Here is a 21235-nt window from a genome sequence, read left to right on the forward strand (position 1 = left end):
ATTAAAGGTCATAAAAGGATTTTGATGTCAGGCCATCCAAAAAGACGGTCTTCAAAATAGTGCATATGGCATCCGCCGTGCCCTCCTTATCATAAGGATTCCGTTTCTGTTTGGCGATTCCGGCAACCGGATCCGACAATACCGTTTGTATACCCAGACAGATATCTTCTTTCGAAGTTCCACAATGGACAACACTGCGGGAGCTTATCCGTCCTTTTTGTCTATCGCCGATATTCAATGTCGGAATACCGAAGCTGGGAACTTCAATGATACCGCTGGAAGAATTACCGACAACGGCCGATACATATTGTAAAGTGGAAAGATAACGGACCTTACCCAACGAAACGAAAGCGACTGACTCACTACGGTGTCTTTCCACAAATCGCTTGATTAAATCAATTATTATACGACCATCCGTATCCGAATTGGGAAAAGTAAAAATTATCCGATAATCAGGAAAGGACTCCAAAGACTCCAAAAGATTCATGCATTGCTGTTCGGCCGTAGAGTTTTCCAAGGTGACAGGATGGAATGTGACCAGCAAAGACTTATCTCCCAACTGAAAATTAAGGCTCTTTTCCAACTCCTCTTTGGACAGTAAAGGCACATGTTTGATATTCTCCACTCCAAGAGCACCGACATTAAAAACCCTATCAGGACTCTCGCCCAATTGAATGACCCGTCTGCGATAAGGCTCTGCCGATGTAAAATGAAGATGGCTCATCTTCGTAATGGCATGCCGTATATTATCGTCATAAGCGCCTTCCGTTATCTCTCCTCCATGTATATGCGCAACAGGGATCTTATAGAAAAGGGCGGCACTCACAGCAGCCAGTAGCTCAAAACGGTCTCCCAAGACCAATATCAGATCAGGAGACAGGTCTTCAAACGCATCGGCAAAACCTATGGTAGCCAATCCGACAGATTTGGCGGTCCCATTGGCAGTATCAGAAGAGAGAAGCATCTCGACTTTCTTATCAATGCGGAAACCATCTGTTTCAATCTCTTTATAAGTCAGGCCGAACTCCGAAGAAAGGTGCATATTAGTAGCTATGATTTGCAGCTGCAAATCCCTGTCAAATTGAATCTTGGCCATCAGACCACTGAGTAGGCCATATTCCGCACGGCTGCCCGTTATAACACATATCTTCCTCATTGGAGCACTATCAAATCATCCTTTTTAAATGAACGGCATGCCTCAGTACCAATGACGGACTCCCATTGCATGGGTGAAATACCGGTACCGGGACGTTTGACAGTCAGGTTTTCTTCCGTCAACGGTTCTCCCTTTCGGATATCCCTCGCGGCAACAATACTCTTGCGGGCGACAATACGATTCCCGGATTCTGATAAAGATACAACTTTCTCTTCCCGGCCCAAGGCCTCTTCCACATTACGAATAGCCGAAACCATTTGTTTTAATTCGGAAGGCTCCAAAGAGGCCTTATGGTCGGGACCTTCCATGCAGCGATCAAGGGTAAAATGTTTTTCTATCACTGTAGCGCCAAGGGCGACAGCGGCCAGCGGGATCTCTATACCAACCGTATGATCCGAATATCCCGTACGTATTCCAAACTCTTCATGGAGCTTGCACATAGCCTTCAAATTTACATCACACATGGGAGTAGGATACTCCGTATTACAATGAAGAATAGTTATTTGATCTGTTTTTACACCAAACCGGTTCAATAACGAGATGGCAGATTGGATTTCCTCCACTGTACTCATTCCGGTAGAAAGGATAACGGGCTCTTTCTGTTCCGCTATAAATTTGATATATGGATAATTGGTTATTTCACCTGAAGGTATTTTCCATAATCCAAGGTGAAGACCGGATAGGAAACGGAGGCTATCCATATCAAAAGCTGTAGATAAAAAGCGTACGCCTTTCAATTTACAATATTCTATTAATTCAAAATGCTGGTTCACAGACAATTCTAATTTCTTAAGCATAGAATACTGTGAACAATCGGTATCCGGCATGTTCCTTTGCTGATATTCCGCTTTGGGAGCGGAAAGAGAAACTAAATTCTCTGTCTTAAAGGTTTGAAATTTTACATAGTCCACACCGGCCTCCGAAGCAACATCTATTAACTTTTTAGCAAGGGCAATAGAACCGTTATGGTTTACCCCGGCTTCGGCTATAATCAAAGTATGCATTAAATCTTTATTTTCAAGATTGCGGGATTACCCGAATAAATTCCCTTTTCCAGAATATCCTTACGTACTACCGAACCCGCGCCGATGATACAACCGGAAATGATGGATGTACCATTCACCATTACCGACTGGCTGCCCAAAAAAGACCCTTCGCCGACCTTGCAATCTCCATTAACCATAGCACCGGTTGATATATGACAATTGTCACCGATCAGGGCATCATGCTCCACATTTACAAAAGTATTGATGATACAACCACTGCCAATCCGTGCACCGGCATTCACAAAGGCATGATGCATGACCACAGTACCCGCACCGATCTGAGCATGTCTGGAAACATAAGCGGTGGAAGCAATCAGGGTACCAAAATGTCCGCCGGAAGTTCGTATTTTATCATGAATCTTCAATCGTAGAGAAGATTCCTTTATAAATCCGACAGTAACAATAAAGTCAGCCTGATCCACAAATAAGGGGATATCATCATCAGTACCGAGAACAGGATAGCCTAAGATGAAATGGCCGACATTTTCCGGAAGATCCAATATACCCAGGATGGAATGCCCCATACTCTCAGCGACATCAATCACCGACTTGCAATGTCCGCCGCCACCGACTAAAATTAAAGGCTTCATACTCCCAAACGAACACTACTTGGTATATTCACAATTCTTTCTTCCAACCACACAGTATTCTCCAAACCATCCGTCTCACATCCCCGAAACATCTCAAGTCTGTTCATCAATTCCCAAACGGGGCGGGTCATTACACCATGGTCATTCGTATATTCAAGGAAAGATTGTTGGGCCCGACGGTCTTTCAGAAGTACAGCGTTCAACCAATAGTTAGAACGGCTGTTCGCAGGCTCAACAACAAACTCAACATCAGGAATACGAGAGAAAAACTCACGATACCGTTCCGCTGTCTCACGTTTATTGACAACATACCTGTCAAGATTCTCCATTTGGGCACAACCCAATGCGGCATTGATATTAGGCATACGGTAATTGTAACCGATATGGTCATGAACAAATGCCCAACGGTGCGGAACTTTGGCCTGGGTCGTCAAATGTTTGGCAAACTTGCCCAGCTCTTCGTCCTGGAAAAGCAACATACCCCCACCACCGGTGGTGATCGTTTTATTACCATTAAAACTGATGGCTCCCACTCTTCCGAAAGTACCCGTATGACGGCCTTTATAGAAACTGCCGATACTTTCGGCCGCATCCTCGACAAGTTCTATATGATATTCGTTGCACACTGCCGACAATTCGTCAATCTTCATAGGATGCCCGAACGTATGCATAGGAACACAAGCCTTGATACGGCATCCCGTCTTCTTATTATAACACTGCCCATTCCTTACTTCCGCATGCGTAGACAACCACCTTTTCGCAGCAAGAGGAGAAAGACCCAAAGTATCTCTATCCACATCAAGAAATACAGGATGTGCGCCAATATAACTGATGGCGTTACAGGTAGCGATAAAAGTAAGAGCCTGAGTTAAAACTTCATCATCACGCTCAACACCGACAAGAAGCATACCCATGTGCAATGCATTAGTACCACTCACACAGACAACAGCTCTTTTTGAACCCGTATAGCAAGCAACAAGCTCTTCAAAACGATCGACAAACTTGCCCACACTCGAGACAAAAGTAGTATCAATGCATTCTGCAAGGTATTTTTTTTCGTTACCGATAAATAAAGGAGCGTGCAACGGAACAAATTCATCCGTACCAAACAAGTTATGGATGAAAGTAGTTATATTATTATACATACTTGTAAACATTACATTTTCTGATCCAGATTCTTTCCTTTCTCCACGTGTTCAAAATTGGGAAGGAATCTTTTAAGTGCAGTCACGATATCAGACTTATGGCAATCCGGAAGGGCAAAGAGGGACTCCAGCTCATCAAAGAAGGAATCCAATTCAGACAAAGGACGTTTACTGACATCCTCAATCACACCCAAAGAAGAAAAACGTTCCAGGTTCAACCGCTCACCGGGCACATAGAACTCTTCGTAGCCTTTCTCACCCGTGGTATCACTTTCAAAATAAACAACAGGATATATCTTGCTGTCATCCGGCATTTCGGCAGCATATCTTCTGGCTTCTTCATCTGTAGCACACTCTTTCTTTTCATAGCCCAGAGTACGGAGGAAACGGTCACAGATAGAAGAAAAAGTGATCATCTTTTCCTCACCTAACTTTGGAAAGAAAATCTCTCCGTTATTCCCAAGAATACAGGCAAGCATACAGATCTGACCGCTTTCCTCAGGTGAAACGAAATAACGTTTCACGTCATTGGGGGCAGCCAAAGGCTGTTTCTTCATGATACGGTCAATAAAACCGGCCAATAAAGAGCCGTTAGAAAAGGCAACATTGGCAAAGCGGGCAGTAGTGACCTTAAATTTAGAGGAGTAGGCCATTATCATATCTTCCATGATACGTTTACTGGCACCCATTATATTCACAGGATTGGCAGCCTTATCCGTAGAAACACAAAAGAAATGACGGGGAGGAAATTCCGATAACAGATCAAGCAGTTTTTTGGCTTTTATTACATTATTTTCAATCAGAGCCTGTACCGAATATTCATCTTTCTCACTCCGTACATGCTTGTGTGCCGAAAAGTTGGCTACAATATCAAAACCCTGCTCCTTACGGAACATACGCTCGAAGATGGGATCTGCAAAATTCAATGTATAAGTACGATACTCGTCCGGAATATACAGACCGTAAGTGGAACGCAAATCGCGGGTGAGTTCGGCCAATCCATTCTCGTTTAAATCGATCACAACAAGTTTGGAAGGCTTAAAAGGAAGAATGGCTTTTATATAGGAAGAACCGATGGAACCCGCACCACCAATCACTAATAAACTCTTACCTTCAACCTCTTGGCGAAGACGATCACTGTTTGCTACAATATCGGGAGCAAACATGCTGGAACGACGAAAAGTGATATGATCGCCGATAAAATTATCTACATTAAATATCATACCATTTCACTATAAGGATATGGATTCTCTTCCAAATTTCTCAAATTATTGATTGCCTCTTTTTTATCTTCAGAAAGTTCTTTATCTTTCCAACTTTCTATGATAGTATGCGCCTCTTTCGCCAACTCCTCTTCAAACACCTCACCATAACAATAAGTCAACAACTGGCATTTCAATAAAGTAGCAGGAAGTTGGTCAAGCACGTCCCAACAACGATTGAGAACAACTTGCTTTTTCTCCTCCTTGTCACCCTGATTATAGATGGTTGCATTGTAACCCATCAATAATGCCAGACAGATGCTTGCTTCCTCTTCGGGAGTAGCACCACGCTGAGGATACAACGCATCGGATTGTTCTAAAACTTCTTTGTTCAGCTGACGGAAATGATCGGTATAAATAGGAACACCATCCACACCTAAATAGAGTAACTCGTGCGCGAGACTCTGTAATTGTTCAATTTGAGAAGTGAGTGTATTCATAACTTAAATGACACGTAAATAACTTTTAGGAACTTTGACGCTGGCGCTCAATACACCGGCAATACGAATAACAACATAAGTTTTATTGGCCTCGCTGGCAAGTTCGCCCTCGACACCACAAAAATCACCTTTAACTACCTGAACCCTGCTACCGACAGATAAATGGTCATTATCGAAACTGACACCATTCGGATCTAAATCCATGACAAATATGAAGTCCTGCATCTGTTTATCAGGAACTATCAGCATAGCCCTGGTAAGCAGGTCTTTCATATAAAAAAGCTGGATATTGTATTTATTAGAAATATCACAAGCATCTTGCTTGGTAGCTTGGATGAAGATAAGATTCTTAATAACAGGGACTTCCACCCGTTTTCGACGATATTTCAACTGCCGGATGACAAACTGAGTGGGAAGATAGTAATTGAGATCAAGTTCAGTCTTCAATTTTTCAAGAGAGTCACGAATAGCAAACTCTTGTTTATCTCGGGTACGGGCGGCAAACCAATACTTCTGTTGTTCAGACATTTACGATTTATACTTGGGGAAATTTTCCTTTGTTTCGGGTGCGCTTCGCGGTTTGAACGAGACATCTTTTCTCTTTCAAACCGTCAAATTTTACGAAACATTTTTAGAAGTTGAGAACGAACGAATGTGTTTCAAAAAACGTTCGTCTTTTGAAACAGCATTTTTGAGTTTTTTTTCGATGAAAAAATGAATATTGTAAAGTAGCTGAGCAGAGAACTTTTTTTGCTCTATATATGTCTGAAAATCAATAATATAAAATCTTTGATAAAATTTTATCCACTAAATATTTTGTACATTAAAACAGACTCCTTACCTTTGTTCAATCAAACGAACGTTTTTTGAAACAACACCTATATCTTAAGATAAATAACTAATAACAAGATCCTTACACTTTAAGATTCTCCCTTTAAGCTAAAAAAACTCCGGTATTCTTTTATATTTATATTTTTTTATACAAACTTTGCCTTTTCATAAATTCATTTAATAACTAACATTATGGAAGAAAAAAAGTAGTTATCTCATTGAATGATAACTTAGTAACCATCGAAGTAAATGGAAAAGTAATCTTTGCGGGTAAAGCCGACTTGCAATTCAGCCTCAATCAAAAGGTTAGAGAACCACTACACATCACAAAAGGCAAAGGAAAGCTAATGGAGGCACTTACCGAAAGCTTTATCAAAGGCGGAATCAACAGTATGGAAAACAGACCCATTGAAGAACTACAGGAAATAATAAAAGAATATCTCACCTTTGAATATCAGCGCAAAGGTATTGCTACAGAGCCTAATAAACGTTCTTTTCTATCAGAGCTGAAAAAATATGCCAGAGCATTCCGGAAAAAGCGAGATGAAGGCAAATAACCGATTGTTAAAATCCTGTAAAAGTCCCTTTCTAAAGTACTTTTACAGGATTAGTCTATTCAAAACTTATTACCGTACTTTGCCACGGGTAAAAAAAAGCCCGACAATAACTCATTAATAAACTTAAAAAAAATCAATGATGAAAAAGAACAGGAAAGCAGTATCGAAAAACGAAATGATGAAAGGAAAATGGAAAAGACAAATCATGCTCGAAAAGGACTACACAGAACAGTGCTCCGAATGGATGGCAGAACGACTGGAAGCCCTCATAGAATATATGCAATATGGACATGCAGCCGTAGCTTATATGAAACAGGACGGAACATTCAAACTGGTGAAAGGAACATTGGTGGGATACGAAAAAGATTTCGGAAAGCAGTATGATCCGATGGAAATAAAAAACACAGTGGTCTACCGGGATGTGGAGCAACAAAGGTGGATGACCTTCAAAATAGAGAATTTCATGGAATGGAGAGCGATCGTATAGGAGAATCTTTCAGTGACCGATTAATCAGCAACATAACAACTTAACAATTATGGCAACAACATACGATGGAATAAATTACTTTCCAATAGCTGTGAATTTTATGGAAGAGAACGCAATGGAGGTAATAGAAGCAAAATATGGCATGAAAGGACTCGCGATTGTACTGAAACTCCTATGCAAGATATATAAAGAAGGATATTATATTCCGTGGGGTGAGGAACAATGCCTTATTTTCGCCAACAAGACGGGAAAAGAGGCAGACGCAGAAGAGGTGCAGGGAATTATTGAGATAATGATCGAGAAAGGAATGATGGACAGGGGAAGTTATGCGGAACATAAAGTACTGACCTCTGAAGCAATACAAAAAGTATGGATAGAGGCAACCAAGCGAAGAAAGAGGAACTGGACAGCCATGCCTTATCTACTGATAAAACCGAAAGAGACATGTAATGAAGAAAAGACCGTCTGCACGCAAAATGTAGAGCAGGATGCAGGCTCTGATGCAAAAAATGCATGCAATACCGAACAAAGTAAAGTAAAGCAAAGTAAAGAATTTCCCCCCTCAGCTCCCCCAAGGGGGAAGGAAGAGGAAGTCAATGCTACGCCGGTCAGTATGCCCGGATACGCATTTAATACGATGACACACAACTACGTGGGATTAATGGGAAACCTGGAACGATTCGGAATAACAGACGAAAAAGAGATCGAAGCAATCCTGAGACTGTCGGATTACGGGAGAAAAGGAACCCCTGTATGGAAACTGATTTGCAGCACGAACTGGAGTAACATCGGAGCAAAAGGAAAATACATGATCGCAGCGTTGAACCGGGCAAAGAAAAGAAGCGGAACCTAAAAAAGAACTTTTCTGACAAACAGTACGTTTTTATATTCTGGAAAATGCTGTTTGCTTGCAATCAATTAAAGAACGCAGCTGTTTTCCTCCGGAAACGAGCACTGATTCTCAAGGGGTTGAAAAGCGATTCAAAAAGCACTAATACGAAGTTAAAATCGTGACTTCAGGAAGTTAACTTCCCGAAGATACGATTTTAACTTCATAAAATTATGATATTAACTTCGTAAATGACAAGATGTTAACTTCGTAAACGGCATCATCCGGACATCAAAGCTATCAAAAAAGATTGTCAGACTATAGTATTTCAGGTAGTTGCCAGACTTGTATGTGACGAATCCCTTCTTTGGAGGGCAATGTGGTATCGTCCATAGAAACGACCCACTTTTCATAATTGTCTTGTATCATCTCCAGCGTGTTGTACATTTGCTCTACTTGAAAATCATCATTGAGCAGAGGTGCACATTGCAAATACACAATGCGGTCTTTCTTCCTGCCAACAAAATCGACCAGTCTTCCTCCTCGAAGCACACCTACAAAAACGGTATATCCGGCACGCCGCAGTTCCAGATAAACCTGGTTCTCAAAGCAGGATTTTCGGGAACCGGCAAAAAAAGGATACAGATGGCGCATGAATGCCCAATCGTTAATATAGTATTTGCAGCTACCCAGAAGGATCTCTTTGCTGCGGATCTGATAACGTTCCACGCGATGAATCAGAGAGGTGTCTTCCAGATAGCAGATATAATTGGCGACCGTATCATAACTCGTCTTCCGGTTCTGGGAAGCAAAGTGACTGACCAGCTGACCGATGGTAATCAACTCAGCGAGATGGGTGCACAAATAGACGAACACATCTTCGAGCAGGCGGGCATCCTTAATCCGATACCGACGGATGATGTCACGAAACAGAATCGTATCGCGAAGAGCGGAAATGGCTTTCCATCCGGCCTCCGCATCCGGAAGATTGAAAAGAATGGGTAGTGCCCCCTTACCCATATATTCCGCGTAATTTTTACCGGTAGCCTCTACCCTCTCCAATATCCTGTGCTCGGAAAAGCTAAAGGGAAATATCTCAAAACTGACGTAATGTCTGGCCAAAAGCTTCTCGGCTTCACCCGAAAGCATATCCTGGTTGGAACCACTGATAAACAACTCGCAAGTATCTACAAAATCCTGTGAATGGGAATGGACAAAATGTTCCCAGCCCTCCACTTTTTGTATTTCTTCAATAAAAATATAGACTTTACCTACCGGATGGATTTTCTCACGATAGATAAAAAGCAAGTCGTCCAGATCACGATAGCCGGAAAGTACGCCCGAATCTGTGAACTTCTTACTTATATATAGAATGTTCCGTGATGAAACACCATCGGCAATCAACTGATAGATGATCTGCCGCAACAGGCATCCTTTACCTACCCCTCTCTGTCCGGTCAGGACCTTTACAAGGCGGTTACCTACATACCCGAATATACGGTTTGTGTAACTTTTACGGGCAAATTCCACTTTCGGAAGTTTTCCATTCCAGTAGTTAGATAATGCCAATTCATCAAATATATCATTCATACATGAATTTATTTAAAATAAAATTCATTATATAAAATAGAATAGATATTTTAATATTAAAAAGCATAATATTCATTTCTATTTTAATAAATTACAGCAAAGATAAGTTTTTTCCGTTGAAAAAAGAAAAATAATTCAGCAGATAGATTGCCCGTTCTTATGAAAATACCGAATATTGCATCGTCAAAAAGATTATAAACTCAAAACAATAGACATGAAAAAAGCTCTTATTTCAGGTATTACCGGACAGGATGGTTCATTCCTCGCCGAGTTTCTTCTTCAGAAAGGTTACGAAGTACACGGCATCCTGCGCCGTTCATCTTCTTTCAATACAGGCCGGATCGAACACTTGTACTTTGATGAATGGGTGCGCGATATGAAACAGAAACGTACAGTCAACCTGCACTACGGAGATATGACCGACTCAAGTTCACTGATCCGCATCATCCAGCAAGTACAACCCGACGAGATATACAACCTGGCGGCACAAAGCCACGTAAAAGTATCGTTCGACGTACCGGAATATACCGCCGAGGCGGATGCACTCGGTACATTGCGTATGCTTGAAGCTGTCCGCATCCTGGGACTGGAAAAACAGACACGCATCTACCAGGCTTCCACTTCCGAACTCTACGGAAAAGTACAGGAAGTGCCGCAAAGCGAAACGACTCCGTTCTATCCGCGTTCTCCGTATGGAGTAGCCAAGCAATACGGTTTCTGGATCACTAAGAACTATCGTGAAAGTTACGGAATGTTTGCCGTAAACGGTATCTTATTCAATCACGAGAGTGAACGCCGTGGCGAGACTTTCGTAACCCGTAAGATCACGCTGGCAGCAGCACGCATCGCACAAGGCGAACAGGATAAATTATATTTGGGTAACCTGGATGCCAAGCGTGACTGGGGCTATGCCAAAGATTATGTAGAATGTATGTGGCTGATCCTGCAACATGACGTACCCGAAGATTTCGTAATCGCTACCGGCGAAATGCATACCGTCCGCGAATTCTGTACATTGGCATTTGCCGAAATAGGCATCAACCTGCGTTGGGAAGGCGAAGGCGTCAATGAGAAAGGAATCGACACGGCCACCGGCAAAGTACTGGTAGAGGTCGACCCGAAATACTTCCGCCCTGCCGAAGTGGAACAATTGCTCGGTAACCCGACCAAAGCCAGGACCGTATTGGGATGGAATCCATGCAAAACACCATTCCCGGAACTGGTAAAAATCATGGTACGCCATGATATGGCCAAAGTGAAAAGAATGATTGCGACTAAACATGATTGACAGAATGGATAAAAACGCAAAAATTTATGTAGCCGGACACCACGGACTGGTGGGTTCGGCTATATGGAAAAACCTGCAGGAAAAGGGATATACGAATCTGGTGGGACGCACACATAAGGAACTGGACTTATTGGACGGTGCGGCCGTAAAGCAGTTTTTTGATGAGGAAATGCCGGAATACGTGTTTTTGGCTGCCGCTTTTGTCGGAGGGATCATAGCCAATAGCATCTACCGTGCGGACTTTATCTATAAGAACTTACAGATACAGCAGAACGTAATCGGAGAAAGTTTCCGGCATCAGGTGAAAAAACTGCTCTTTCTGGGCAGTACCTGCATCTATCCGCGGGATGCCGAACAGCCGATGAAAGAGGACGTGTTGCTCACTTCTCCACTGGAATATACCAACGAGCCTTATGCCATAGCCAAAATAGCCGGACTGAAAATGTGCGAAAGCTTCAACCTGCAGTATGGAACGAACTACATCGCCGTGATGCCGACCAACCTCTATGGACCGAACGATAACTTTGACTTGGAACGCAGTCATGTGCTGCCTGCCATGATCCGTAAAATTCACTTGGCGCACTGCCTGAAAAAAGGAGATTGGGAAGCTGTGCGTAAAGACATGAACCTGCGTCCTGTGGAGGGTATCAGCGGCACCAACTCCAACGAAGAGATCCTCCGGATTCTCCGGAAATACGGCATTACTGAAACGGAGGTGACTCTTTGGGGAACAGGAACACCTCTAAGGGAATTTCTTTGGAGTGAAGAAATGGCCGATGCCAGTGTCTTCGTAATGGAACATGTGGACTTCAAGGATACCTACAAAGCCGGTGCAAAAGACATTCGCAACTGCCACATCAATATAGGTACCGGCAAAGAAATTACAATCCGCGAACTGGCCGGACTGATTGTAAATACAGTCGGCTATCAGGGTAAACTGACTTTTGACAGCAGTAAACCGGACGGAACCATGCGAAAACTTACCGATCCATCGAAATTGCACAACCTCGGATGGCATCATAAGATCGATATTGAAGAGGGGGTACAGAGAATGTACGAGTGGTATCTAAGATAATTATTCACCACAGAGGGCACAGAGGACACAGAGTTTTAAAATAGGAAAGAAAATAGAACTTTATGTCCTCCGTGTTATCCCGTGATGAATACAATGAAAGCTGCAAAAGAAAAATTTAAATAGCCTCTAAGTTTTCAAATCTCAATTAAATAGCTATATTTGCACAATTTATCATTAAATGTGCAAAAAACAATGGAACAAAGTTTTATAGCTTACATTGAAAATAGTATTAAGAATAATTGGGATCTGGATGCCCTGACAGATTATAAAGGTGCCACCCTGCAGTATAAAGACGTAGCCCGCAAAATAGAAAAGCTCCACATCATCTTTGAAGAAAGCGGAATCCGCAAAGGAGACAAAATAGCCGTTTGCGGAAGAAATAGTTCCCATTGGGGAGTTACTTTCCTCGCGACTCTCACTTATGGAGCGGTTATCGTCCCCATCTTACACGAATTCAAAGCTGATAACGTACACAATATCGTCAATCACTCGGAAGCCAAACTCCTGTTTGTAGGAGACATGGTCTGGGAAAACCTCAATGAGTCGGCTATGCCGTTGCTTGAAGGCATCCTGATGATGAACGATTTTACGTTACTGGTATCACGTAGCGAACGACTGACTCACGCACGTGAACACCTCAACGAAATGTTCGGGAAGAAATTCCCCAAAAATTTCCGTAAAGAACATATCGAATATCATAAGGATCAACCTGAAGAGTTGGCTGTTATCAACTACACCTCGGGAACCACCAGCTATTCAAAAGGTGTAATGCTCCCCTATCGTAGCTTATGGTCGAATACGACTTTCGCTTTCGAAGTACTTCCACTGAAAGCAGGAGATAAGATCGTATCCATGCTGCCGATGGCACACATGTACGGACTGGCTTTCGAGTTCCTTTATGAATTTGCGGTAGGTTGCCAGATTTATTTCCTTACCCGCATGCCGAGCCCAAAGATTATCTTCCAGGCGTTTGCCGACGTGAAACCCAATCTGATCGTGGCTGTTCCGCTGATTATTGAAAAAATCATCAAGAAGAGCGTACTTCCGAAGTTGGAGACTCCTACCATGAAGTTGCTGCTTAAAGTGCCGATTATCAATGATAAGATTAAAGCAACGGTACGCGAAGAGATGATAAAAGGCTTTGGCGGCAACTTTGAAGCTGTCATTGTAGGCGGAGCCGCCTTCAATCAGGAAGTGGAACAATTCCTGAGAATGATCGACTTCCCTTATACAGTGGGCTATGGTATGACCGAGTGCGGTCCTATTATTTGTTATGAAGACTGGAAACGCTTCAAACCGGGTTCATGTGGAAAAGCGGCACTCAACATGGAAGTGAAAGTCCTTTCGCCCGATCCGGAAAACGTAGTAGGCGAAATTGTCTGCAAAGGTCCGAACGTAATGTTAGGCTACTATAAGAATGAAGAGGCTACCGCCCAGGTGATCGATAAAGACGGATGGTTGCATACCGGTGACCTTGCTTTAGAAGATGCTGAAGGCAACATCACAATTAAGGGACGCAGCAAGAATATGTTATTGAGTGCCAGCGGACAGAATATCTATCCGGAAGAAATAGAAGATAAGCTGAACAATTTGCCGTACGTCGCCGAAAGTATTATCGTACAACAGAATGACAAACTGGTAGGACTGGTTTATCCGGATTTTGACGAAGCCTTTGCGCATGGGTTGAAAAATGAAGACATGGAACGGGTGATGGAAGAAAACCGGATTGCCTTGAACGAAATGCTTCCTGCCTACAGCCAGATCTCGAAAATGAAAATCTATCCGGAAGAGTTTGAAAAAACTCCGAAGAAGAGTATCAAACGCTTCTTATATCAAGAGGCAAAAGGATAAAAGCAGTCTCTATTTTTCATAAAAAGACATCGATTACGCAGATTTGCATAGATTTTAATAGGATAATCCGTGCAAATCTGCGTAATTTGCGTTCTAAAAACTTAGCTTATGAAGAAAATAATTCTTGTAGCAGCTCTTCTTTCGGCTGCAGTCTGTCTGCCTGCACAGAATAAAGGCGGAAACAAAAGTGGGGGAATCAATCTTTCTTTATGGAAAAAAGCATGTACGCAGCCACTTGACAGTACACAGACTACGTATGTCAACCTGGGACTTTTCTCGGCTATGCATAAGTTACATGGTGTAGGTATCAATGCCTTCGGAAGTATGGTACAGAACAATATGAACGGTGTGCAGATTTCCGGATTGGCCAACCTTGCGGGAGGAAGCATGCATGGAGTGCAGATTGGAGGTATCAGTAACGTAAACGGCAACAATCTGGCAGGATTGTCTGTTTCGGGACTTGTCAACATCACCGGAAACAAAGCAAAGGGTGTACTGATTACGGGTTTAAGCAACATTGCCGGAGACAATATGCGCGGACTGATGATGAGTGGTATCATGAATATCACAGGCGATAAAGCCGCAGGTGTACAATTGGCAGGCCTTGCCAACGTAACCGGTGAGGAATATGACGGACTTATGATGTCGGGATTGCTCAACGTGGTAGGAGAAGAAATGAACGGACTGCAACTTTCCGGACTTGCCAATGTAACCGGAGGACAAATGAACGGAGTGCAATTGGGACTGTTCAATTTTGCCTCTAAGGCAAAAGGTTTGCAGATCGGACTGTTCAACTATCATAAGGAGGATATGAAAGGACTTCAGCTGGGACTGGTCAATGCCAACCCACAGACCAAGGTACAGTTAATGGTATTCGGAGGAAACAGCACCAAAATCAATGTAGGTGCACGTTTCAAGAACAAACTCTTCTACACTATCCTCGGTGGAGGCACACACTATCTTGATTTTGACGATAAATTTTCTGCGGCATTATTCTATCGGGCAGGCCTTGAACTTCCACTCTACAGAAACTTGTTTGTAAGCGGTGATTTAGGCTATCAGCACATCGAAACATTCCGGAATAAAAAGGTGGAAGGCATTCCGGCACGTCTTTATGCCTTGCAGGCACGCCTCAACCTGGAGTATCGGTTTACGGATAAATTCGGTTTGTTCGTCACAGGCGGATACGGTGGCAGCCGTTACTATAACAAAGCCAGGACCTACGACAAAGGCGTGATTGCGGAAGCAGGAGTGGTTCTGTTCTAATTGATTCACAGCCAAACGACACAGCGTCTCACAGAGTTTATATTAAAATTATTCCTCTGTGAGACGCTGTGTTATTCTGTGGTGAACCTGATCAGACCTTCTCCTTTATCAAACCGATCCGGTATGCTACCAACAACTTCTTTAAATCCAGAATTTGCGTTACGAGCTCTTTTCCCTTATCGGTATCTTTCACCATCATTCGTTGTGAATTGAACTCGATGACGAAGGTAGTCGACTTAATGTCCTGTCCCTCTTCGATGGCTTTCTGTGTAGACTGGAAAGGGTCATGCTGCACCAACTGCAAACCATGTGAATGATATACCAGCGTATATCCGGCAATGCCGGTCTCCGGCTGATAAGCTTTCGAAAAACCACCGTCGATGACCAGCAATTTTCCACCGGCTTTCATCGGCTGCTCGCCTTTAATGGTCTTTACCGGCACATGACCGTTGATGATATGAGTATGCTGCCCTGTCACTCCGAATTCTTCAAGAATCCGGTCACAGATTTCTTCTTTGTTACGCAAAGCATAATAATATCCTTTCGTCTCTTTATGCAGGCTCTTATCCGCAATGAAATAACGTTCGAACGTAGCCATCTTGTCTTTGTCGAACGAAGGGGCATCCGGTCCGCACCACAGATACCAGATGTAATCCATGGCAAAGCGTTTCTCTTCTTCATCATCTTCATCAAAATAAGCCGTACGAATCAATTGGTCTATCTTGTCCAGCAAGTTCTTCCCCCAATACTCTTTACCGCAGATATTCACGTGCTTGAAACTTCCATCCTCGTTGAGAGGCACAGAGGCATGATAAAGCAAATTGGAATTGCACACCAGATACATACCTCCATAGGTAAAGAGGCAACGCATGTGTTTTTTGAGTTTCTCGCTGTTCATAAACGAGTAATGTATCTTTTCTATCAATTCCTGCTCTTCATCAGTCAGACGATAAGGATCTGCAGGATCTACCGTAGGGAAGTTGGTATCGCGCAACGGATATTCTTTGCCTTCATAGACAAATACTCCCCGTTCAAAGTCGATTTTCTCAAGCAACTTGCGACCACCCATTCCGAACTCCGGACGACGATTAATAATGTTTGCCTCCAGCTTAAACTGAATGATGGTAATAGCTTTATGCATCTGGGTTATCAGCCTCAAGGTCTTCTCGTTATAAGTAGAATCAGCAAAGTTGGTCTTAGGTGCAAAGATGGTACAGGGATCATCCGCATAAGTATCCATCGCAAAAGTGGCAAGAGGCAAAAGATTGATGCCATACCCATCTTCCAATGTCCCCAGATTGCCGTAACGCATCGAGAGACGGATCACGTTGGCCATACAAGCTTCATTACCCGATGCTGCACCCATCCAGAGGATATCGTGATTTCCCCATTGGATATCGAAATTGTGATAATCACACAAAGTATCCATTATGATATGGGCACCCGGACCACGATCGTAGATATCGCCCACGATATGGAGTGAATCGATCGTAAGACGCTGTATCAGATTACACATGGCAATGATAAAGTCGTCAGCGCGGCGAGTGGAAATAATGGTACTGATAATCACATTGATATAAGCATGTTTATTGGGCTCGATGGTCGATTCGTGAAGTAACTCCTGGATGATATAGGAGAACTCGGCCGGCAATGATTTGCGAACCTTCGAACGGGTATATTTGGATGATACGTTCTGGCAGACCTTTACCAGCTGATTGAGAGTGATCAGGTACCAATCGTCGATATCGGTTTCGGTTGCTTTAATCAATTGGAGTTTCTCTTCCGGATAATAAATAAGCGTACAGAGTTCTTTCTTCTCGATCTCACGGAGAGTATGGCCGAATATTTCGTTCACTTTCCGCTTCACCGCTCCCGAAGCATTTTTCAATACATGCTGAAAAGCTTCATACTCGCCATGTATATCGGTCAGAAAGTGTTCGGTCCCTTTCGGAAGATTCAGGATGGCTTCAAGATTGATAATCTCTGTACTGGCAGCGGCAATGGTAGGGAAACTACGTGAAAGCAGTTGCAGATAACGCAGATCGGCAACGATACTTTCGGGGGTTATATTACTTTGAGCAGTCATATGATTTACGATTTTACGATTTACAATTTATAAATTTCGCCCGAATGGCTATAGAAGAAACATGAGCAGCACCTGGGCTATAATGACGCGAAGGAACATACTCAACGGATAGACCGTAGCATAAGCTACCGACGGATTATCTCCGGGGATGGTATCATTGGCGTAATTCAATGCCATCGGATTGGCCATACTGCCACACAACATACCGGAAACGCTGCCAAAATCGATCTTCATAATCTTAAAAGCAAAGAACCCCACAAGCACCGTAGGCACGAGGGTCAGCCCAAAGCCCAGGCCGATCCATAAAAGTCCTTCGGGACGGAATACCGTATCGAAGAAATGGGCACCTGCATCCAACCCAAGGCAGGCAAGGTAAAGTGACAATCCCAAAGCACGCAGCATCAGATTGGCACTACGGGTGGTATAAGTAATCATATGCAAACGGGGACCGAAAGTTCCGATCAGGATACCCACAATGATAGGTCCGCCCGCCAATCCGAGGCGAATAGGTGTACTGATACCGGGAATTGAAAACGGCACGGCACCCAGAGCCAGTCCCAGGATAATACCTACAAACACAGCCACAAGATTGGGTTCTTTCAAGCTTTTAACAGCATTTCCAAGTACCTTTTCCACATTCTGAATGGCAGCTGCTTCACCGACTACTGTCAGGCGGTCACCCAACTGCAATGTCAGTTCGGGAGTAGCCAACAACTGCACACCCGAACGGTATACACGGCTGATATTGATTCCGTAATGATTACGAAGACGAAGAGCTCCCAACTTCTTCCCGTTCAATTCTGGACGGGTAACGACAATGCGTTGTGAAATCAACTGGCTGTCGATAGCATTCCAGTCGATATCTTCTTTATTCCAATCCGTATTCTCTTGCTCGCCAAACAACACGGTAAGGGCCAATGCATCTTTTTCGGATGTAACAACCAATAAGCGGTCACCTTCTTTTATAATCTTTTCGGAAGTGGGAATACTGACATTGCCGTCTCTCCACAAACGGGAAATGACGAATTTAGGATAGCTCATATGAGCGATATCCTTAATACTTTTATTAAAAATAGCAGGGTTGTGTACCTGAAAAGCGGCAATATAGGTTTTGTTGGCATCGTCTTTCTCCTTTACTTCGAGATCTTCCCGACGTACCAGCAATTTACGGATAAACAGAACCGCCAGAATCACCCCGATCACTCCGAGAGGATAGGCCACGGCACATCCCAAAGCAGGTGTACTGCTTTCGAGCCCCATCTGTTTCAATGTCTGCTGGGCTGCTCCCAAAGCCGGAGTGTTGGTGGTGGCACCACATAGAATACCTACCATATTGGGTAAGGAAACCCCTGTCGTGTAGCTGCAAACAACGGTAAGAAATGTGCCCAGGATCACCACTGCAATGGCAAGCATATTCAACGTAACTCCTCCCTTACGAAATGAACTGAAAAAGCCCGGACCAACCTGTAGCCCCAAAGCATATACAAAGATAATAAGTCCGAAACTCTCGGCGTAATTCAGCATCTGCGGATCAATGGACAATCCGAAATGCCCGGCCAGAATGCCGGCAAAAAAGACAAAGGTAACACCAAGCGAAATGCCACAAACATGAATTTTGCCCAATCCGAGCCCAATGGCGGAAATCAGGGAAAGAACGACAACTGCCTGCAAAGCAGAATGTTCGATAAAGAGACTATATAACCACTCCATGTGAATAATTTACCAATGTATCCATAAGCCAATGTATCCATAAAACGCATAAGGATGCATTAGCGTCGGCAAAGATAGCAACTATTTACGACCTCACAAAGCTTTTATTCACCCACTTCATCCCATACCAACGACGAACAAAGATAATTCCGCGAATGTTTTCATCGAGAGCAAAGGCAACCCACATACCGCAAATGCCCCAAGCCCAATAAATTCCAAATAAATAACCTATACCGACAGCCACACTCCACATCACAACCAACCCTACATAGAAAGGATAATTCACGTCGCCTGCCGCACGAAGGGCATTCGTCGCAAAAATATTAATGGGACGTCCTATCTCGAGTACCACATCAATCAGCAATACAATCACTCCCATACGGATGATTTCAGGATTGGAGGTCAGCCAGCCCAGTATAGCGTGTCCGGAAGCGGCAATAATACCGGAAAGAATCAGTGTAATCATTACAGACTTCTTCATGACGTACTTACCGAGCAGAAAGGCTGCATGGGGTTTCTTCTCCCCTATTAAATGCCCGATACAGATAGCTCCTCCCTGAGCCATGGAGATACTGAATAAATAGACGAACATGATGATGTTGACACAATAAGTACGGGTAGCCAGTGCCTCGACTCCAAGCATATTGATAAAAAAAGTAATGACCACCTGCGATGAACTGTACGAAAGCTGCTCTCCGGCAGAAGGCAGACCGACCCGCATCAGATTCTTCAATTCGATAAAAGGAAACGGGCGGAAGTAGGCTAACGGGAAACGATGAATGTGTTTGCGGAACAGAATGATAAACAAAATCACCATAGATACTCCACGACTGAAAGCTGTAGAAATAGCCGCCCCTTCCACCCCGAGTTCGGGAAAGCCGAACTTACCGAAAATCAGCGAATAATTACCGATAATATTAAGAATATTGACTACTACCGTCACCAACATCGGATATACGGCTTTATTGGCACTGCGCAATGAAGCGGAAAGAGTGAGAGAAATAGCCTGAAAAAAAGCGAATGCACCCACGATACGCATGTAATCCATACCGTCGGCCATTAGTTCCGGCCCCAAGCCCATCCATTGCAGGATAGTCCGGGCCATTGTAAACAGAAAAAGACTGATTATCCCGCCGACCAACAAATTGACAAGCAACGACACCCCCACTACCTGTACCACCTTCTTTTCAAGCCTTGCCCCGAGGTACTGCGAGCAAAGTACGGATGTCCCCAGATTGATCACCTCAAACACCAAAAAAGTCAGCATAATAATCTGGTTGACAACTCCGACAGCGGCTACACTATTGTCAGAGTGACGGCTCAACATAATGGTGTCCACCGCTCCCAGCATCATAATCAGTAATGTCTCAATAAAAATAGGAGCAGCCAGTTTTGCCAGACGTCTCTTTATGCTTTCCTGTTGAATTCTGTGTGTCATTTTACCTTATCCGTTTCGGGCTGCAAAGGTATCTAAAAACACTGAAAAAGCGGATTGACATATATCAAGAATATATCAATCCGCCTGCAATTATCTATATAAAAGTTTAGGTTATCTCACTCCGGTAAAGTCAACATAATTATCGTGTCCATCCAAGTACCCGCTTAGCACATTACCCCGGATCCAGACATCGTCGAGATAAGAGACATCGCCGGGACCATATACCATCCGAAGGGAGTATTGTGAACGATCTTCCCAATTCCAGGTAAAGGAGTACACCGATTCGGAATAACGTCCGTTGGGATATTCCACCCGGATATAATCTTCTCCATGACGATCGAGATAAAAATTCAGCTCCTGATAGCAATAGTTCCCATCGACATCATAAAACGTATCCGCCCAGGCACGACTGCAAAGATCAAGGGATTTATTATAATACGAACCTCCGATGTTGTCATCATCATAAAAGTCATCTATCTCAACCTCACACGAAGTAAGATTTATCATTGCCACTGCCAGCAGAAACAATTTTAAGTACTTAAAAGCTAAAGTCTTCATATCGTATAGTTTTTTAGTTATATCAGTTTG

At 43.4% G+C, this 21235-nt stretch carries 19 protein-coding genes; 7 read left to right on the plus strand and 12 right to left on the minus strand.

Going from position 1 to position 21235, the window contains the following annotated elements:
- Position 1: 1 nt before the first annotated feature.
- Genes neuC through upbY form a run of 7 tightly spaced genes read right to left on the minus strand, consistent with a single transcriptional unit; the run spans position 2 to position 6167 of the window.
- Positions 2–1156 (minus strand): UDP-N-acetylglucosamine 2-epimerase, encoded by a 1155-nt coding sequence (neuC, locus tag KO473_RS01750; protein ID WP_005819653.1) that lies wholly within the window; start codon positions 1154–1156, stop codon positions 2–4.
- Complete coding sequence (gene neuB, locus KO473_RS01755) at positions 1153–2160, minus strand: N-acetylneuraminate synthase (RefSeq protein WP_005819650.1); 1008 nt, start codon at positions 2158–2160, stop codon at positions 1153–1155. The genes neuC and neuB overlap by 4 nt, the downstream gene beginning before the upstream one ends.
- Positions 2160–2792 carry an acetyltransferase gene (locus tag KO473_RS01760; protein ID WP_005819649.1) on the minus strand — a complete coding sequence of 211 codons (633 nt, stop codon included), beginning with the start codon at positions 2790–2792 and terminating at the stop codon, positions 2160–2162. Before KO473_RS01760 ends, neuB begins: the two co-directional genes overlap by 1 nt.
- A complete protein-coding gene (locus tag KO473_RS01765) occupies positions 2789–3937 on the minus strand; it encodes a LegC family aminotransferase (RefSeq protein ID WP_005819647.1) in 1149 nt (382 codons plus the stop codon). The genes KO473_RS01760 and KO473_RS01765 overlap by 4 nt, the downstream gene beginning before the upstream one ends.
- An 11-nt stretch (positions 3938–3948) precedes the next feature.
- Positions 3949–5157 (minus strand): UDP-N-acetylglucosamine 4,6-dehydratase, encoded by a 1209-nt coding sequence (locus KO473_RS01770; RefSeq protein ID WP_032537461.1) that lies wholly within the window; start codon positions 5155–5157, stop codon positions 3949–3951.
- Positions 5157–5639: a UpxZ family transcription anti-terminator antagonist gene (locus KO473_RS01775; protein WP_005819645.1), complete on the minus strand. Its 483-nt coding sequence runs from the start codon at positions 5637–5639 to the stop codon at positions 5157–5159. Before KO473_RS01775 ends, KO473_RS01770 begins: the two co-directional genes overlap by 1 nt.
- Positions 5640–5642: 3 nt before the next feature.
- Positions 5643–6167, minus strand: coding sequence for a capsular polysaccharide transcription antiterminator UpbY (upbY, locus tag KO473_RS01780; RefSeq protein WP_005786813.1), 525 nt, complete (start codon positions 6165–6167; stop codon positions 5643–5645).
- A gap of 521 nt (positions 6168–6688) precedes the next feature.
- Here upbY and KO473_RS01785 point away from each other — a divergent pair.
- The 3 genes from KO473_RS01785 (at position 6689) to KO473_RS01795 (ending at position 8367) form a co-directional block, all read left to right on the plus strand.
- On the plus strand, positions 6689–7027 hold the full coding sequence (locus KO473_RS01785) for a hypothetical protein (RefSeq protein ID WP_005819644.1): 339 nt from the start codon (positions 6689–6691) through the stop codon (positions 7025–7027).
- A gap of 139 nt (positions 7028–7166) precedes the next feature.
- The gene (locus KO473_RS01790) at positions 7167–7514 is read left to right on the plus strand and encodes an SH3 beta-barrel fold-containing protein (protein ID WP_005786809.1); all 348 of its coding nucleotides are present in this window, start codon (positions 7167–7169) and stop codon (positions 7512–7514) included.
- 49 nt (positions 7515–7563) lie between these two features.
- Complete coding sequence (locus tag KO473_RS01795) at positions 7564–8367, plus strand: DUF4373 domain-containing protein (protein ID WP_005819642.1); 804 nt, start codon at positions 7564–7566, stop codon at positions 8365–8367.
- Between the two features lie 294 nt (positions 8368–8661).
- Here the strand turns inward: KO473_RS01795 and KO473_RS01800 are convergent, their stop codons facing one another.
- Positions 8662–9933, minus strand: a complete 1272-nt coding sequence (locus KO473_RS01800; protein WP_005819641.1) for an ATP-binding protein — start codon at positions 9931–9933, stop codon at positions 8662–8664.
- A 214-nt stretch (positions 9934–10147) separates the two neighbouring features.
- Between KO473_RS01800 and gmd the strand changes: the two genes are divergently transcribed.
- From gmd to KO473_RS01820, 4 genes are all read left to right on the plus strand, one after another.
- Positions 10148–11221, plus strand: coding sequence for a GDP-mannose 4,6-dehydratase (gene gmd / locus KO473_RS01805; RefSeq protein WP_005786803.1), 1074 nt, complete (start codon positions 10148–10150; stop codon positions 11219–11221).
- 4 nt (positions 11222–11225) lie between these two features.
- Entirely contained in the window at positions 11226–12296 is a 1071-nt protein-coding gene (locus tag KO473_RS01810) for a GDP-L-fucose synthase (protein WP_216035075.1), read from the plus strand.
- Positions 12297–12488: 192 nt separating this feature from the next.
- Positions 12489–14147 (plus strand): AMP-binding protein, encoded by a 1659-nt coding sequence (locus KO473_RS01815; RefSeq protein WP_005819639.1) that lies wholly within the window; start codon positions 12489–12491, stop codon positions 14145–14147.
- Between the two features lie 108 nt (positions 14148–14255).
- Positions 14256–15413: an LA_2272 family surface repeat-containing protein gene (locus KO473_RS01820; RefSeq protein WP_005819638.1), complete on the plus strand. Its 1158-nt coding sequence runs from the start codon at positions 14256–14258 to the stop codon at positions 15411–15413.
- Positions 15414–15504: 91 nt separating this feature from the next.
- Here KO473_RS01820 and KO473_RS01825 read toward each other — a convergent pair whose 3' ends face one another.
- The 4 genes from KO473_RS01825 to KO473_RS01840 all read right to left on the minus strand — a co-directional run bounded on the left by KO473_RS01825 (position 15505) and on the right by KO473_RS01840 (position 21205).
- Positions 15505–17499, minus strand: coding sequence for a fructose-1,6-bisphosphatase (locus KO473_RS01825; protein WP_005794862.1), 1995 nt, complete (start codon positions 17497–17499; stop codon positions 15505–15507).
- Between the two features lie 48 nt (positions 17500–17547).
- Positions 17548–19209, minus strand: coding sequence for a putative transporter (locus KO473_RS01830; RefSeq protein WP_005819637.1), 1662 nt, complete (start codon positions 19207–19209; stop codon positions 17548–17550).
- Between the two features lie 85 nt (positions 19210–19294).
- Positions 19295–20647, minus strand: a complete 1353-nt coding sequence (locus tag KO473_RS01835; protein ID WP_005819636.1) for an MATE family efflux transporter — start codon at positions 20645–20647, stop codon at positions 19295–19297.
- A gap of 111 nt (positions 20648–20758) precedes the next feature.
- The gene (locus tag KO473_RS01840; RefSeq protein WP_005819635.1) at positions 20759–21205 is read right to left on the minus strand and encodes a hypothetical protein; all 447 of its coding nucleotides are present in this window, start codon (positions 21203–21205) and stop codon (positions 20759–20761) included.
- Between the last annotated feature and the right edge of the window lie 30 nt (positions 21206–21235).

The organism is Bacteroides sp. HF-4919 (assembly GCF_018860125.1).